At 70.0% G+C, this 16,166-nt stretch carries 15 protein-coding genes and 1 pseudogene; 3 read left to right on the top strand and 13 right to left on the bottom strand.

Features of this window, described 5'->3' with window-relative positions; translation table 11 throughout:
• Positions 1-15: 15 nt before the first annotated feature.
• The 10 genes from A176_RS10540 to A176_RS10500 form a co-directional block, all read right to left on the bottom strand.
• A complete protein-coding gene (locus A176_RS10540) occupies positions 16-504 on the bottom strand; it encodes an adenylyltransferase/cytidyltransferase family protein (protein ID WP_021781548.1) in 489 nt (162 codons plus the stop codon).
• Positions 501-1,514 (bottom strand): bifunctional heptose 7-phosphate kinase/heptose 1-phosphate adenyltransferase, encoded by a 1,014-nt coding sequence (locus A176_RS10535; RefSeq protein ID WP_044890863.1) that lies wholly within the window; start codon positions 1,512-1,514, stop codon positions 501-503. Before A176_RS10535 ends, A176_RS10540 begins: the two co-directional genes overlap by 4 nt.
• 31 nt (positions 1,515-1,545) lie before the next feature.
• Entirely contained in the window at positions 1,546-2,766 is a 1,221-nt protein-coding gene (gene lpxK / locus A176_RS10530; RefSeq protein WP_002639956.1) for a tetraacyldisaccharide 4'-kinase, read from the bottom strand.
• A gap of 84 nt (positions 2,767-2,850) precedes the next feature.
• Positions 2,851-3,879, bottom strand: a complete 1,029-nt coding sequence (locus A176_RS10525) for a glycosyltransferase (protein ID WP_002639955.1) — start codon at positions 3,877-3,879, stop codon at positions 2,851-2,853.
• Positions 3,880-3,883: 4 nt separating this feature from the next.
• Positions 3,884-4,891 carry a glycosyltransferase family 4 protein gene (locus tag A176_RS10520; protein WP_002639954.1) on the bottom strand — a complete coding sequence of 336 codons (1,008 nt, stop codon included), beginning with the start codon at positions 4,889-4,891 and terminating at the stop codon, positions 3,884-3,886.
• On the bottom strand, positions 4,888-6,171 hold the full coding sequence (locus tag A176_RS10515) for a 3-deoxy-D-manno-octulosonic acid transferase (protein ID WP_002639953.1): 1,284 nt from the start codon (positions 6,169-6,171) through the stop codon (positions 4,888-4,890). Before A176_RS10515 ends, A176_RS10520 begins: the two co-directional genes overlap by 4 nt.
• 21 nt (positions 6,172-6,192) lie before the next feature.
• Positions 6,193-6,537, bottom strand: a complete 345-nt coding sequence (locus tag A176_RS40990) for a hypothetical protein (protein WP_275472534.1) — start codon at positions 6,535-6,537, stop codon at positions 6,193-6,195.
• On the bottom strand, positions 6,534-7,361 hold the full coding sequence (locus A176_RS40985; protein WP_275472533.1) for a PHP domain-containing protein: 828 nt from the start codon (positions 7,359-7,361) through the stop codon (positions 6,534-6,536). The genes A176_RS40990 and A176_RS40985 overlap by 4 nt, the downstream gene beginning before the upstream one ends.
• Positions 7,358-9,142, bottom strand: a complete 1,785-nt coding sequence (locus tag A176_RS10505) for an ABC transporter ATP-binding protein (protein WP_002639951.1) — start codon at positions 9,140-9,142, stop codon at positions 7,358-7,360. Before A176_RS10505 ends, A176_RS40985 begins: the two co-directional genes overlap by 4 nt.
• Positions 9,143-9,144: 2 nt before the next feature.
• Entirely contained in the window at positions 9,145-11,088 is a 1,944-nt protein-coding gene (locus A176_RS10500; RefSeq protein ID WP_226994275.1) for a DUF4388 domain-containing protein, read from the bottom strand.
• Here A176_RS10500 and lpxB point away from each other — a divergent pair.
• From lpxB to A176_RS10485, 3 genes are read left to right on the top strand one after another with little or no spacing between them, the layout of a single operon-like run.
• Positions 11,087-12,238, top strand: coding sequence for a lipid-A-disaccharide synthase (lpxB, locus tag A176_RS10495; protein WP_002639949.1), 1,152 nt, complete (start codon positions 11,087-11,089; stop codon positions 12,236-12,238). The two genes, A176_RS10500 and lpxB, sit on opposite strands and share 2 nt — an antisense overlap.
• Before the next feature lie 17 nt (positions 12,239-12,255).
• Positions 12,256-12,960: a polyprenol monophosphomannose synthase gene (locus A176_RS10490; protein ID WP_002639948.1), complete on the top strand. Its 705-nt coding sequence runs from the start codon at positions 12,256-12,258 to the stop codon at positions 12,958-12,960.
• Between the two features lie 12 nt (positions 12,961-12,972).
• Entirely contained in the window at positions 12,973-13,599 is a 627-nt protein-coding gene (locus A176_RS10485; RefSeq protein ID WP_002639947.1) for a MarC family protein, read from the top strand.
• Here A176_RS10485 and A176_RS10480 read toward each other — a convergent pair.
• The 3 genes and pseudogenes from A176_RS10480 to A176_RS10470 form a co-directional block, all read right to left on the bottom strand.
• Complete coding sequence (locus tag A176_RS10480; RefSeq protein ID WP_002639946.1) at positions 13,592-14,059, bottom strand: hypothetical protein; 468 nt, start codon at positions 14,057-14,059, stop codon at positions 13,592-13,594. The two genes, A176_RS10485 and A176_RS10480, sit on opposite strands and share 8 nt — an antisense overlap.
• A gap of 29 nt (positions 14,060-14,088) precedes the next feature.
• Positions 14,089-15,111, bottom strand: a complete 1,023-nt coding sequence (locus tag A176_RS10475; RefSeq protein ID WP_002639945.1) for an OmpA family protein — start codon at positions 15,109-15,111, stop codon at positions 14,089-14,091.
• Between the two features lie 227 nt (positions 15,112-15,338).
• Positions 15,339-16,144: pseudogene (locus A176_RS10470) on the bottom strand (LpxI family protein).
• Positions 16,145-16,166: the final 22 nt, after the last annotated feature.

Here is a 16,166-nt window from a genome sequence, read left to right as displayed (position 1 = left end):
GGAGGGGCGGCACGCCTACCCCGTGCCCTCACGCCCCAGACGCCGGGCGAGGTCCGTGGTGCTGTGGTCCTTCGGGTCACCTGAGACCGCCGTCCGCCCACCATAGGCCCGGACTTCGTCTGCCTCGGGGATGCTGTCGGGCGTGTAGTCCGTGCCCTTCACGTGAACATCCGGCTTCAACGCCCGGATGATGACGCGCACGTTGGACTCGTCGAACACGATGACCCGGTCGGTGCAGGCAAGCGCCGCGACCAGCTCCGCCCGCTCCCCCTCCGGGATGTACGGACGCCCCGGGCCCTTGTAGGCCCTGGTGGACGCGTCCGAGTTCACCGCCACCACGAGGACATCCGCCAAGGCCCGCGCCCCTTCCAGGTAACGGACATGGCCCACGTGCAGCAGGTCGAACACGCCGTTGGCCAGGGCCACCGTTCGGCCCTCGGCGCGCCAACGCTCGCGCTCTTCCGCCACCTGGGCGAGCGGTTGAATCTTCTCCAGGGTGTTCATCGCGTGCTCCGCAGCTCGTCGACCAGTTCGTCACGGGACACCGTCGCCGTCCCCGGCTTCTGCACGACCAGCGAGCCCGCGACGTTCGCCAACCGCGCCGCCTCTCCCAGCGACGCCTTCGCGGCCAACGCCAGCGCGAACGTCGCAATCACCGTGTCGCCCGCGCCCGTCACGTCCACAGCGGCCTTCGCGCCATGGACGGGGATGAGGTCCACGCCGCCGTCCGCGTCGAAGAGCGCCATGCCGTGACGGCCTCGCGTCACCAGGAGCGCGCGACACTCCAACCGCTTCAAGGCGGCGTGACCGGCTTCCAGGAGGTCCTCATGCGTTCGCACCGGACGTCCCGCGAGCGCCTCGAGCTCCGGCTCATTGGGCTTGCACACCGTCAGCCCCGAGAAGGAGGACAGCGCATAGCGGCTGTCCACACACACGGGCAGGCCGGCCGCGGCCAGGCGGCGCAACACGTCGCGAACCTCTTCGCACAGCACGCCCGCGCCGTAGTCAGACACCACCACCGCGTCCGCGTCTCGCGCCGAGGCTTCGACCTGCTTCGCCAAGGCCTTGCGCATCCGCGGCGACAGAACCCCACGCTGGCCCCGGTCGAGGCGCAACATCTGCTGCCGGGTGGTGCTCACGCCTCCCGCCAGGATGCGCGTCTTCGTCTCCGTCTCGATGTCGCGCCCGCTTACCGCGTTCAATGCGATGCCCGACGCCTTGAAGAGGCGACGCAGCTCCTTGCCCATGTCGTCCTGGCCAAGGGCTCCGACGGCGGTGACCTGCCCGGACAGGGCTCGCACGTTGGCGGCGACGTTGGCGCCCCCTCCGAGCTTCACCTCCGCGGACTCGTAACGAACGATGAGGACCGGGGCCTCTCGGCTCACACGGTCCGTTTGTCCGTAGATGTAGTGGTCGGCGACGAGGTCCCCCACCAACAACACCTTGCGGCGCGAAAACGCCGACGGCAGGCGGGAGAGCGCGGGCATCTGACGAACGGGCGGGACTGCGGCCATGGCGGCGGTTTGTCCCACAGGCGTCCTCACCTCACAAGCCACGCGGTGCGTCCTCCAGCCCCAGCGCCCTGCGCAGATGGGACTCGCCCTCCAACACCTCCACGCCCAGCCGGACCGTCCAGACCTCGAAGCCGGGCGGCAGGCGGACGGCGTCCTTCTCGGTCGTCACCACCCGCGCGCCTTGACGCGCCGCTCGAGACTGCACGTCCCGCAGCTCCTCCGCGGTGAAGCGATGGTGGTCCGGATACAGCGCGGCGTCGCGGAGCTCCACCCCGAGCGACCGCAAGGTCTTCAGGAAACCTCCCGGACGGGCGAGGCCCGCCAGGGCGACCACCGGCTGCCCCGCCAACGCGGTCACGGAGTGGATCGTCCCCGAGGGGTCGACCCAGGCCGTGGGGAGGTACCGCGTCCGGACCCTCGGAATGCCCGCACTCGCGGGCAACCATCCCCCCAGTGTGTCGGCGAAGGGCGCCTCCGGAGGTGGCGTGAGGAGGTGATGGGTCGCCCCGCCCCGGGCAGGCCCCTCCGAAAGCAGCGAGGGCGGTTTGTCGGAGCCGCTGGCGAGGCGCGGCGCTTCGGGAGTCCCTCCGCGCTGGGAGGCGGGGGCTCTCAACCAGAAGAGCGTGGCACGCCGGAGCGAGGTCCGCGGCTCGCGCAGTGGGCCCCTGGGGAGCATGTGGCCATTCCCCAACCCGACGGATTCGTCCACCACGACGAAGTCCTCGTCCCTCGCCAGCCTGCGGTGCTGAAAGCCGTCGTCGAGCAACACCGTGTCGAGTCCGAATTCGTCGCGCGCCCGGTATGCACTCGCGACGCGGTCCGCGCCCACGAACAGCCGGACCTCGGGACACCGCTTCGCCAACAGGAGCGGCTCGTCTCCTGCCAGCTCCACGGAGGGGAGCGGCTCAGCGCCCACGAACGTCAGCGGCTCCTTCGTGGCACGGCCATAGCCTCGCGTCAGGATGCCAACCTTGCGCCCTGCTCGAATCAACTGCTCCGAAAGGTGAAGCACCGCGGGCGTCTTGCCCGTCCCGCCCACGTTGACGTTGCCAACCGAGATGACGCGCAGTCCTTCGACGCGCTCTGCTCGAAGCAAGCCCGCGTCGTAGAAGGCACGCCGAACGTGCACCGCGGCGGAATAGGTCCACGACAACACCGAGAGTGGCGACAGGAGCAGCCGCCGACTCCAGGGCTCCGCCGCTGGCGGATAGAAGACCCGTTCGATCGCAGTGGGCGCGTCAGGAGGCGTCATCGGCCAGGCCTCGCTCGCGCAGGAACAGCGACGGACGCAGTGCACCCACCAATGGAGAGGAGGTGGCCCGGTCGACGGTTGGCGTCATCGGGCGGGCCTCACTCGTGAATAGAGCGAGAGAATGTCCGCGGCGATTTGCGCATTCGAGGGATGGTTCACCGGCGCCATTTGCCGGGACATGGCCGCTTCCACCACCGCCTCGGGCGATGGCTCTCGCACCACCACATCAGCGAGGTCAGGAAGCGCGCCTTCGTTCACCGCCACCACGCGGACACCACACGCGCGAGCCTGGGCCGCCGCTCGAGCGCTCCAGTCGTTCCCCAGGCCCAGCAACCAGACCTCATCGAGTGCCTGCAGCCACCTCGCGAATGCGTCCCCTTGCTGGTAACCCGCGAAGGTCACGGCTTGCGATAGCCCCAGTGCGGACACCTGTTGGCGGGTCTGCTCCACCAGCCCTCCATCCCCAACCAACACGAAGCGGGCTTCGGGCTCACGCCGCAGATACAGCGCAAAGGCCTCCACACCAACGCCGTGCCGCCTCGACGGCTGGAACGTGGAGACCATTCCGATGACCGGCGCGCCGGTCAGGCCCAGCTCACGACGGAGCACCGCACGGTCCTTCGCGGGTTCGAAACGGGCGTCCACCAGGGCGGGCAAGACACTCGCTGGCTTGCCCTTCGCCTCCAGGCGAGGGAGCAACGAGCTCGCGGGCACCGTGTACGCATCGGCCACGGGCAGTGAGCTGCGCAGAGACCTGGGCGCGTGGAGCGAACGGACCAACGTCGCGCCCGCCGGCCGTCCCCACCGGGCCAACAGGTGGTCATGGCTGAAATGCGAGTGCACCACATCCACCGAGCGCGCCTTCAGTCGGCGGAGGTCCCGCCACATCCGCCACGGCGGCGACTTCACGGACAGCTCCAGGCCCCCTTCGTCCAACAGGCCCAGCGCGTGGAACCTCGGCGCCGCGGGCTCCTCCGCGAGCACCTCCTTGCGAAGCCGGTCCACCGCGACCGTGACTTCGTGCCCCGCGGCGCGCTGGGCCTGCGCCAGGAGGGCCACGTTCTCGGCCGGACCACTGAAGAAGGGACTCGCCAGCAGATGGAGGATTCGCATCCGCTCAGCGCTCCAGTGTGGACTGGTACAGCTCGGTCAAGGCGCGCGCTTCGTGCTCCACGCCACAGCGTCGCCGGGCCTCTTCCGCCGCGTTGCGGCCAATCTCCCGGGCACGCTCTGGCTCCCGCATCAGCATGTCCAGGAGCTCCCGCAGGCCCTGCACGTCGCCCGGTTCGAAGAAGAAGCCTGTCCTGCCGTGCTCGATGAGCGTGTCCAGGTACGGGAGCTTCGACGCCACCACGCAGCACCCGGAGGCCATCGCCTCGACGTGCACCAACGAATAGCCCTCCGCGTACGAGGGATGAACGAGCACGCTCAACCCCTGATACCAGGGCTCGATGACGGACTGCTCCCCCGGCAGGGAGATGCGGTCCTCGAGGCCCGCCATCTGCTGTTTCAACCAGTCCTGGTCCGGCCCCTTCGCGAGCCCGACGAGGACCGCCTGCCAATCGGGATGCGCCGGCAGCAACGGACGGAGGGCCTGAACGAAATCCCCCTGCCCCTTCTCCTTGCGAATCCGGCCGATGACCCCGATGCCGTAGCGGCCCTTGAGCCCCAGCTTGCGCCACGCCGCGTCCCGGTCCTCGGGCGGGTGGAAGCGCGACAGGTCGATGCCGTGCGAGACGACGGTCGATGGCAGCGCGATGACGTCCGCGACCTGCTTCGTCAGCGAGACGAGCGCATCCGCCCCCCGGGCGATGAAGCGCGTGAAGCCACTGGGGGCAATCGACGTGTGCCGGGTGAAGACGAGGCGCACCTGGCGGCCCAGCAGCTTGAGCAACATGCCCACCAGCAACTCGTTGTTGCGGTGCGCGTGCCACACCACGGGCTCACGGCGCAGCCGGCGGAGCAGCTCCGGCCAGGTGATTCGGGGCAGCTCCTGGCTCAGGCCCGTCCCCATGACACGCGTCTCCGAGCCCGAATCCCGGGCGAGCGCGGGCACCACGGACTCCACGTGGCGCGTCACGCCCGTGTACCGGTTGTGGAAGTGCGGGTGAACGATGAGCGTCATCGCGGGTCCGGTCTCCCATGCGGGAACAACGTCGTCATCGCTTCGGCGTTCCTCTCACTCGCGCCTGAAATCCGGCCCACCGTCTCCAACGCCTGGGCGCCCAGGCGTTCGAGCCGCTCCGGAGATGCGAGCAGCGACTCGAGTTCCCACTCCAAGGCCGCCGCGTCCCTCACCTGCACGCCCCCGTGCCCCGTCAGCAGGGCCACACTGTCCCGAAAGTTGTCCATGTGCGGCCCGTAGAACACCGGCTTCCCCTGCCCCGCCGGCTCCAGGATGTTCTGCCCGCCGCGCTTGGTGAATGAGCCGCCGACGAAGACGACCGTGGCCAGCCGGTAGGCCCTCGACAGCTCGCCTATCGTGTCCATCACCACGACCTGCCCCCGCTCCGGGTTGCCCCGCGAGCGCAGCCCCACGCTCAACCCCGCCTCTCGCGCGAGCGCGACGATTCGCTCCGCTCGGTCCACGTACCGGGGCGCAATCACCAGCCGCAGCGCGGGCCACTTCGGCAGGAGCCGTGCGTAGACGCCCAGCAGCGCGGCCTCCTCGCCCTCGTGGGTGCTGCCGGCAATCCACACGGGTTCGCCGGGCGTGAGGCCCAAAGCCGCGCGGAGGTTTTCGTCCTCGGCCACCGGGCCGGCGGCGAGCGCGTCGAACTTCGTGTTCCCCGTCACCAACACCCAGTCAGGCCTCGCCCCCAGTTGCCGCGCCCGGACCGCTTCGTCCTCTTCGCGCATCAGGAGCAAGTCCAGCTCTCGAAGCGGGTTGCCGATGAGGCCAAACAGCCACCGGTACTTCCCCACGTTCGCCGGGGAGAAGCGGCCGTTCGTCATCACCACGCGCGCCCCGCCGCGCTTCGCGGCGCGAATGAGGTTGGGCCAGATTTCGGTGTACTCCAGCACCAGCACGTCCGGACGCAGGGCCTTCACGGCCCGCCGCGTCGCGCCCCAGAGGTCATAGGGGACGTAGACGACACCATCGATTTCGCTCGCCAGACGGCCCTTCGCCATCGCGTAGCCGCTGTCCGTCATCGTCGACAGGAGGATGCGGCAGCCCGGGAAGCGAGCCCGCAGCGGGCCGAACATCGGAGAGAGGGCCAGCAGGTCTCCCGCGCTCGCGCCGTGCAGCCACAGGAGCGGACCGTCCCCCCGCGGCACGAGGCTGTCGGCGCCATAGAAGCCCAGGCGCTCCATCAGCCCATGACGCGTCTTCCGGTGCAGTGCGAGCACCGGAAACAGGAGCACGAACAGCACGTAGGTGGCGAGGACGTAGAGGACGCGCATGGGCGGCTTCCGCGCCGTCTATCAGATGCCCGGCCCGCGGGGCAGCACGCGCACGGGGCCAGGCACGATCCAGGGCCGCCACTCGGTGCCGAAGAAGCGCCCCGGCGCCGCGACCCACACCTCCACCTGCACCACGCCCGGCTCGGTGAGCTCGACGGACGTACCGTCGGGGCGCAATCTGCCGCTCCCCCAGACCTCCACCCGTGTCGAGCCTGCTTCTGGGAGGCCCGGCATGACGACGGACAACACGTCCCCGACCTGCGCCTCGCGACGCTCCGGGTTCATGCCCTCCAGCTTGAAGCCCTCCGGCTCTCCCAGCGCCCGGAACGCACAGAGCGCCTGTCCGCTCCCCAGGGTCCGCGTCACCCGCTCCGCCGCTTCAACAGGGTCCGAAGGCAGCGGTAACGGCACCTGCTCCGGGGGCAGGTATGTGGCCAGGGACTCGAAGACCGCCCGGTATGGGGCAGACCGTGGGCGTCGTGAGCGCAGAAGGCCACCCGGGGCTGCTCCCGTGAGAGTTTCAGGAACCGCGCCCCGGGCTCGGGCTCCGGAGAGACGAGGAGCATCACCCCGTGCTTCGGACTGGCCAGCGAGGCTCCCACTGCGGGCAGCAGCCGGCTCATGGGGTTGCTCGTCGCCTGCCGGAAGAAGGTGTCCGCGGAGTACAGCTCGAAGCCGGGGGTTTGCCTGGCGCTCGCATCATCCTTCCAGGGGTTTCGCTTCTGAACAGGGTGCGCGAGCACCGCCGTCCCCCCCGCGCTGGCCACGGCCCGCACCGCGTCACCCGGCGGCATCCACGGGCGTACGCCCTCCAGGGGCCTGGACATCCCCAACGCCACCAGATGCCCGTCGGAGGTGGAGATCTCCACGCCGTGCACCAGCAACACGCCCTGCACATAGACAGGAGGCCGGAGCTCGAAGTCGTTGTGGTCGGTGAGGACGACGAAATCCAGGCCCGCCGTCTTCGCCGCGACGGCGACCTGCTCCGGCGTGCCCCGTCCGTCCGAGCGCGTGGTGTGGACGTGGAAGGCGCCTCGCACCCAGCGGGGTTCATCGCCCTTGGGGAGCACCACCGGATAGGTGGCCACGGAGGCGGGCACGGCGAAGACGCCCGCCATCCCCAGAATCAATACCAACAGCCCCAAGACCGCCTTGAGGCCCTTGCCTAACGCCCAGGTCCACCGATTCACGCCGCGCCTCGCTCGGACGAGCCCTCCGTCTGCATCCGCCACAGCGCCGCGTAGCGCCCGTCCCGCTTCAGCAGCTCCGCGTGCGAGCCCGTCTCCACGGCGCGGCCCGCCTCCATCACGTTGAGGACGTCCGCGTTCACCACCGTCGACAGCCGGTGCGCGATGACCAGCGCCGTGCGCCCAGGCAACACCGCAGCCAGCGCCGCTTGCACCTCGCGCTCGCTCTCCGGGTCGAGGCTGCTCGTCGCCTCGTCCAGGACCAGCACCGGGGCCTTCGCCAGCACCGCCCGGGCGATGCACAACCGCTGACGCTGGCCGCCGCTGAGCGTCACGCCCCGCTCGCCGATGCGCGTGTCGTAGCCCTCCGGCAACGCGCGGATGAAGCCGTCGGCATGCGCCACCTTCGCGGCGGCCTCCACTTCTTCACGCGTGGCATCCGGGCGCGCATAACGAAGGTTGTCCAACACCGTGCCGCTGAACAGCAGTGGCTCTTGCGTCACCAACGCGAACTGGGAGCGGACACTCGCGGCCGTGTACCGGTCCGCGTCCACGCCATCGAGGTGCAGTTGGCCCTTCTGCGGCCGCTCGAAGCGCAGCAACAGCGACGTCACCGTGCTCTTGCCTCCGCCACTGCCACCCACGAGCGCCGTCACCTGCCCGGCCTTCAGCTCCAGCGTCAGGCCATCCAGCGCCGGGCGCTCGCCGTAGGAGAAGCGCACGCCTTCGAACCGGATGCTCCGCGACACCGGCGGCGCGGGCACCGCATCCGGCGCGTCCTCCACCGGGTGCTTCATGTCGAGCAGCGAGAAGAGCCGCTCACCCGCCGCGCCCGCCTGCACCGCGAACTGCGTCACCCGGCCCAGGTCCTTCACGGGCTGGTACACCAGGATGACGGCCGTCAGCAGCGACAACAGGGCCTCGGGCTCCATCAGCCGCGCGCCCGCGGCGTAGGCCAGGGCTCCGGCCAGCGCCGCCGCGGCCAGCACTTCCATCAGCCCAGGGACCGCGCCCCGAGCCCAGGCCGCGCTCACCACCGCCTTCTCGTGCGCCTGCGCGAAGGCCGAGAAGCGGGCCAGCTCCGCCTCCTGACCGTTGAAGGCCTGAATGGTGCGCAGACCGCCCAGCCCCTCGTGAAGCTGCCCGGCCAGGTTGCCCAGTTGCGTCTGCCCTTCCCGCGTGCGCTTGAGCACCTTGCGCGTCAGCTTGGAGGCCGGCAACGCCGCGAGCGGAATCACCAGCAACATGAGGCCCCCCAGCAAGGGACTCATCGAGAGCGCCACGCCCGCCAGGATGATGACCTGGAGGCTGTCACGCAGGTACGAGCCCACCGTGTACATGGCCGCCGCCTCCACCGCGCTGACGTCCGAGGAGAAGCGGCTGAGCAAATCGCCCATTCGCTCGCGCGCGAGCTGGGCGGGAGACAGCGCGGTGAGACGCTGGAACAGGTCGCGCCGCAGGTCCTTCACCACCCGCTGGGCGAACAGGCCCATGAAATAGAACTGCGCCAGGTACCCCACGCCCTTCACGGCGCCGACGGTGACCATCACCAGCGGGAAGCCCCACAGCGCCGCGTCGCGTGGCAGATCCGCGAGCCAGGGCACATGCTGCGCGCTGCCGAAGCCCTCTTCACCGCCCGACAGCAGGAACTTCAACGCCGGCCCCGTGAGGTACGCGTACGCCCCCGTCGTCAGGCCCACCGCCGCCATGCCCACGAACGCGAGCAGGAGCACGCCGAAGTGCGGGCGCGCGTAACGCAACAACCGCCAGAGAACCGTATGCATCGCTAGCGTCCCACCTTGCGCAGCGCCGCCTTCGCGAGTTGGGAGTACGGGTTGTACTCCAACACACGCAGCAGCTTCTTCCGCGCCAGCGGCGCGTCCCCCAAGTCCATGTCGATGATGGCGGAGATGATGTGCAACCGCTCCACGTACGGGCCCAGCGACAGCGCCTTCTTCAGCACCTGCTGCGCCTTCTGCGCCCGCACCATCAAGGCCCCCGTGGGCGCGCGGTACGTGGCCCAGGCGAGGAACGGGTAGTACTCCGGCTCGCTCGGGTTGAGTGACACCGCTTCCTCGAAGGCCTTCGCCGCCGAGGGGATGTCACGGCGCTTCAGCGCGGACCCGCCTCGCCGCAGCGCGATCTCCGCCTCCACCACCACCGCCGCGTTCCGGCCCACGTCCATCCGGCTGAAGAGGTACTGGAGATACGCCTTGCGCTTCTCCTCCACGCTCAGCACCCGGTACGACGCGGACAGCCGGTCCTGCACCGAATCCAACAAGTCTCTCAGGTCGGAGATGTCGAACTCGGCGTAGGTGTCCGGGTGAAAGCGCATCGCCGTCTCGTGGTAGGCGCGCTCCACCGCCTCCGCGTCCGCCGCGATGTCCAGCCCCAGCCCGCCGAAGTAGCTGCGGGTGATGATGCGCAGCGCCTCCTCGCGCAGGGAGGCCGCCGTCTCCGGAGGCAGCGCCTTGCGCTTGCGCGGCGCGATGCGGTCCGGAAGCACCGCCGCGGACAACATGTCCGCGCCCGTGGCCACCGGCGAGGAGGAGAATGTCACCCCACCCGTCAGCTTCAGGAACCACAGCAGCGAGTACGCCATGCGCAGCTCGCCGCGCCCGTGCGCCAGCAGGTCCTTCAGCGCGATGCGGCCGTTGACCTGCATGGCGATCTTCAGGTCATCCGTGTCCAGCGCCATGGCCTGCAGGTCGCGCCCGAACTCCTGCGAGCGCACCGGGTAGTCACCCATGTGCGCCCGCAGCGAGGCGGCCATCACCTTCATCGGAAAGCAGCGCCGCGCACCATCCAACACCGACGCCAGGGGCGGCAGGTCCACGGACGCGACTTCCGAGGTGAAGTCGTCGCCCGCGTAGAAGGCGTAGCGCCCCTCGCGCATGCCGAGGACACGCTCCACGCCGTCCCGGTCGTAGTCGCGTAGCAGTTGCAGCAGCTCATCTCCCGCGGCTTCCACGCCCGCGTCCGCGAGCGCCGCGCCGATGCGAAGGCCGGAGTCCAACGCCTCCTTCACCCGCTCCGCCTGCTGGGCGTTGAGGACGTTGCGCGCGAGCAGGAAGCTGGGGAGCGAGTCCGCCTTCGCCGTCGAGTCGTAGCTCACCGGCCCGCCCCGCAGGAAATACACGCGCCGGCTCAAGCCTCCGTGCGCCACCACGAGCACGCCGTCCCGGCGCAGCCGGTAGATGGAGTGCATCAGCGCCGGCAGGGGGTAGCCCTTCAGCTCGCCCGAGTTCACCGCGGGCCGGGAGAGCGTGGCCGCGAGCCCCGTGAGCTGCACCGCTTGCGCGGCGCGCACCAACGACTCCAGCCGGGGCACCAGTTCGCCGGGCTTGAGCGGGTCCGCGACGTAGGCGTTCACCTTGAGGTCCAGCACCGAGCTCACGCCCCGCGCACGCCCGAGGTGTCCCTTGTCGATGGCGACGATGGGCACCCGACCGCCCTGCCCATGTCCCCGGAGAAGATGCACCACGTGCGCGCCGTCCACGCGCGGCAGGTCCACCGACAGCACCACCACATCCGGGTTGTCCGCCGCGAAGTGCTCCAGCACCGCCACCGGATCATTCACCGCGCGAACGGTGTACCCGGCCTGCGAGAGCAAGCCCTTCAGGTGCTCGAGCGTGGGGGGGTGGCTCTCGGCGAGCAGAAGCGTCTTCAAGGGGCCACAGTCTACACCTTCACCCGCTCCCGCATCAGGTACGATGCGCGCCCCTCTCATGACGAATCCCCCCCGCATCCTCGTGGTCGCCGGTGAGGCGTCAGGCGATACCCACGCCGCCGAGCTCGTCGCCGCGCTCCGCTCCCGCCGCCCCGACCTCACCTTCTTTGGGATGGGCGGCGCCCGCCTGGCCAGCCAGGGAGTGGAGCTGCTCTTCGACGCCCGGGAGGTGTCCGTCATGGGCATCACCGAGGTGCTGCCCCGGATTCCCCGCATCCTCCAAATCCTGAAGGGACTGGCCGGGGCCGCCGCCGACCGGAAGCCCGACGTGGCCATCCTGGTGGACATCCCGGACTTCAACCTGCGGCTGGCCAAGAAGCTCAAGGCGCTCGGGGTGCCTGTCGCCTACTACGTGTCTCCCATGATTTGGGCCTGGCGCCGGGGACGGGTGCGCACCATCAAACGGTTGGTGGACCGGATGCTCTGCATCCTCCCGTTCGAGGAGGACTTCTACCGGGAAGCCGGGGTCAGCGCCCGCTACGTCGGCAGCCCCGTGCTGGAGCAGATGCCCGCGCCGCAGACCGCCGCCACCTTCCGTGAGCGGCTCGGGTTGGCGACGGACGCCCCCACCCTGGCGCTCCTTCCGGGCAGCCGGATGAGCGAAATCCGACGGCTGCTGCCCGACATGGTGGAGGCCGCGAAACGGCTCGCCGCTGAGCGGCCCGGCCTCCAGGTCGTGGTCCCCGTCGCGCCCACCATCGACCGGGTGGAGGTGACGTCCCGCTTCGAGGGCAGTGGCCTGACGCCCATCCTGGTGGAAGGCCGGGCCCCCGAGGTCGTGGGCGCCAGCGACACCGCGGTGGTGGCCTCCGGTACCGCCGTACTGGAAGCCGGGCTGATGCAGCGTCCACTGGTGGTCGTCTACCGCGTGTCACGCATCACCTATTGGGTGGGCCGGTTGATGCTGAAGGTGGCCTTCGTGTCCCTCATCAACCTGCTTGCGGGCCGGAAGGTCGTCCCCGAGCTGCTCCAAGACGACATGTCGCCCGACCGCATCGCGGAGGAGGTCCGCCGCGTCTGGATACCCGGTGCTCCCCGAGAGGAGATGCTCCAGGGGTTGGCGGAGATGCGGGGACGGCTGGGGGAGACGGGCGCGGCCGCCCGGGCGGCGGAGTCCGTGCTGGAGCTGCTGCCCCCGGGCCGCGTTTAGGGTATGTCGGCCGGGTCATGAACCCTGCCCTGGTCTGCATCCCCACGTACAACGAGCGGGAAAACATCGAGGCCATCGTCCAGGCGGTGCTGGCGGCCGACCCTCGGGTCGACATCCTCATCGTCGACGACAACTCGCCCGATGGCACCGGGCAGCTCGCGGACGGGCTCGCCCAGGCGGACTCGCGCGTGCGCGTGCTGCACCGCGAGAAGAAGGAGGGCCTGGGCCGCGCCTACCTCGCCGCCTTCCGTTGGGCGCTGGCCGAGCAGTACACGTACATCCTGGAGATGGACGCGGACTTCAGCCATGACCCGCGCTACCTCTCCGGCATCCTGGACGCGGCCGAGGCCGGCGCGGACCTGGTGCTGGGCTCGCGCTACGTCACCGGCGGCGGCACCGTGAACTGGGGCGTGGGCCGGCAAATCATCAGCCGCGGCGGCAGCCTCTACGCACGGTCCATTCTGGGCGTGGGCATCCAGGACCTCACGGGCGGCTTCAAGTGCTTCCACCGCCGGGTGCTGGAGGCCATCGACCTGGACGCGGTGAAAAGCACCGGCTACGCGTTCCAAATCGAGCTGACGTACCGCACGCTGCGCAAGGGCTTCACCGTGCGCGAGGTCCCCATCGTCTTCGAGGACCGGCGCGTGGGCCACTCGAAGATGAGCAAGAAAATCTTCGCCGAGGCTCTCACCATGGTGTGGAAGCTGCGGATGACGGTGTAGGCCCGCTCCGCCATGTCGGAATACCTGTCGCTCTTCCTCGTCTCGCTGTCCGCCATCTTCTTCGTGGTGGACCCCATTGGCGTCGTCCCGCTGTTCCTGGCGATGACGGCCGGTGACACCCAGGAGAAGGTGCGCCGCACCGCGATGCGCGCCTGTCTGGTGGCGTGCGGGATGATGCTGTTCTTCGCCCTCTTCGGCGGCGTCATCTTCAAGGTGTTCGGCGTGTCGCTGGGCGCCTTCCGGGTGGCCGGCGGAATCCTGCTGCTCATCACCGCGCTGGACATGCTCCGGGCCCGTCCATCCGAGACGCGCACCACGCCCTCCGAGGAACAAGAAGGCGTGGTGAAGGAAGACGTGGCCATTGTCCCGCTCGCCATTCCGCTGCTCGCGGGGCCGGGCGCCATCGCCACCGCCATGGTGCTGATGGCCAAGGGCGACACGCTCGTCTCCGCCCTGCCGGTGCTGGCCGCCGTCGTGCTGACCTTCGTGTCCAGCTACTTCATCCTCCGGGCGTCCGGCCTCATCCAGCGCGTGCTGCGTCAGTCCGGCGTCGCCATCGTCGAGCGGGTGATGGGACTCATCCTGGCCGCCATCGCGGTGCAGTTCATGGCGGACGGCGCCAAGGAGCTGCTCAAGTAGGACCGGGGAAGGCGACCCACTCCGGGCCGCGGCGCTTCAACATGCCCTGCGGCTTGCCCTCCAGGGACAGCTCGTCGTGGCTCGCGCGGCGCGCGTCGTAGGCGTAGCCGTCCTGGACCTCCTGCAGGTACACCACCACGGCGTCGAGCACGTTCTCCTGCACCACCTTGAAGGTGGCGTCACCGCAGCTCGGCGCGTCTCCGCTGAAGAAGCGCTCCAGCATCGCCTGCTCGGGCCTGCGGACGTACACCACCACCGGCGCGGGCTCGTCGCGGCCTGTCGCGGCGACCTGCTGGACCACCTGGGACGGCACGGGCTCCTTCATGAGCCGGTGGACGAGCTCACACTTCTCCGCCTCCACCCCCTGCCGCACCGCGAGAGGCGCCTGATGCGCGCATCCCGTGCCACCCAGCACGCCCAACCCGAGCAACACCCACACCTTCCGGTGGAATCGGTCCATGCGTCCTCTTTTCTCCGTCGGTGACTGCGCTACAGCTTCCGCCACCGCGCGGGACGCGGCGCGTGCTGCAGCACCGGGTCCTCCACCGCGATGATGTATTCCGCCCGGCGGTTGGCCGCCTCCGCCGTCTCGTCCGGCGTCACGACCGCCGGGGCCGCTTCTCCCAGCCCTTCGTAGAAGACGGGCACCCGCAGGCCCTTCTTCCGGAAATACGCCGCCAGGCTCTTCGCCCGCCGCAGCGACAACGCCTGATTCTCCGCCGCCGCTCCCACGGTGTCCGTGTGGCCAATCACGTAGAGCCGCAGCGAGGCGAAGCGGCCATACCTGGCCAGCGCTTCCGCGATGAGCGCGTGGCTCTTGTCCAGCTTGCCCCGCTCCGCCGCCGGGATGTCCGCACGGCCCGAGGCGAAGTTCACCTCCTCGTGCGGAATGTCCACCTGCCACGGAAACAGGTCGACGCCCGTGTAGAACTCCGCCGTGTCGAACGCCCGGAGGGAGATCTTCATCACCCGCCCCTCCTCCGCCGGCCACGTCAGATCCAGGGGCGTGCCCGCCGCCTCGCCCTTGAATGGCACCTCGCCCTCGAAGGCCTTCTTCCCGGTGTCCATCAGCACCGTCAGCTCCGCGCGCTTCGCGGGCCGGTTCAGGACGAAGCGCAGCCGGCGCGCAGCCACGTCCACGTCCTCCCGGCGCACGTCCACCTTCAACGGGCCATACAGCTCCGTGTCGAAGGACAACGGCATTTCGCCCGCTTCCGCATCCGGGAATCGCACCGTGAGCGCTCCCTCGTAGTGGAAGCGGCCTTCGGGCTGCGCCAGCTCGATGCGGCGGGTGATGCCCGGATTGCCTCCGCCCTTCACCTCCACCGACTCACCGTCACTGCGCTTCAACTTCACCTCGAAGCCCGCGATGGGTTCCTCGATGTGGACGAGCAGCGCGGGGAGCTTCTCTCCCAGCACCGCGCGCCCTTCCAGGGAGACACGGATGGCTTCCGCCGACGCGGGCGTCGCTGAGGACAGGACCAGGGTGACGAGCAGCAGGCGGGCAGTCATGGCGCGGTGAAGTCCTCGGGCGTGGTCGGCAGGTTCCTCCGCGAGGGTAGGACGAGGCGGCGTACAGGGAAACGCTCCCCGCAGGGGACGTTGGAGGTGCGACGGTATTCAATCGCCCCTGGCCCTGGGGACGGCCAGACAGGGAGCCGGGGCCCCGGTGCGTGGCAACCCGACATGCAGGCCAGCATGCGCCACCTGTGCGGCGCGCCAGGCCCGACGTCACCTGCTCAGGGCACGCCGACGATGGTGATACCCGCGGCTTCGGCGCCCGCGAACAGGGCCGGGGCGTCCAGCAGCACCGTGCGCCCCACCTCGAGCGCCAGCACGCGCGCGCCGACCTCCTGCATGACGTCCAGGGTGCGAGGCCCCACGGCGGGCAGGTCGAAGCGCAGGTCCTGCTGCGGCTTGGACCGCTTCACGACGACGGCGCCCACGTTGCCGCCGAGCCGGCCACCGCGGCGGATGGCCTCGTCCGTGCCCTCCACCGCCTCCAACGCGAGCACGTGGCCGTTGTGCACCACCACCGTCTGCCCGACGTCCGCCTGCCCCAGCAGCACCGCCACCTCGCGGCCCAGGGCAACGTCCTTCTCCTGCGCTGGGTGCAGCCGGGCCCCGCGAGGTGGCCCTCCGGGCACAGCACCTCGCCCAGGAAGTCCGTGGGGGCGATGATGGTGACGCCGCGCGACTCGAAGTCCGCGGCCACCGCGCGCAGGAGCGCGTCATCCCGGAAGCTGCGCAGCTTGGAGATGATGCGCACCGCGCCCAGGTCCGGCCGCGCTTCCGCCAACGCGCGCACCCGGCCGATACCACCCGCCATGGCCGCCTGCTTCACGCCGGCTTCCCGGAAGGCCTTCTGGATGCGGTCCACCTGCCCGACGCGCACCCACGTCAGGCGGTCCACTTCCGAGGCCAAGGCCGGGTCCGTCTCTCCCCGGTGCGCCACGGCGACGACTTCCAGCCCCTTCTTGCGCGCCGCCCGCGCGAAGAGAAACGGCAGCCGGCCGTTGCCCGCGATGAGGCCAATCCGCTCCATCGCTGACTCCCCTCCGTCGCCC

Origin of the sequence: Myxococcus hansupus, from assembly GCF_000280925.3 — a bacterium.
Classification (GTDB): Bacteria; Myxococcota; Myxococcia; order Myxococcales; family Myxococcaceae; genus Myxococcus; species Myxococcus hansupus.
The sequence above is the reverse complement of the archived record's forward strand: the minus strand, read 5'-3'. Positions and strand labels throughout refer to the sequence as shown.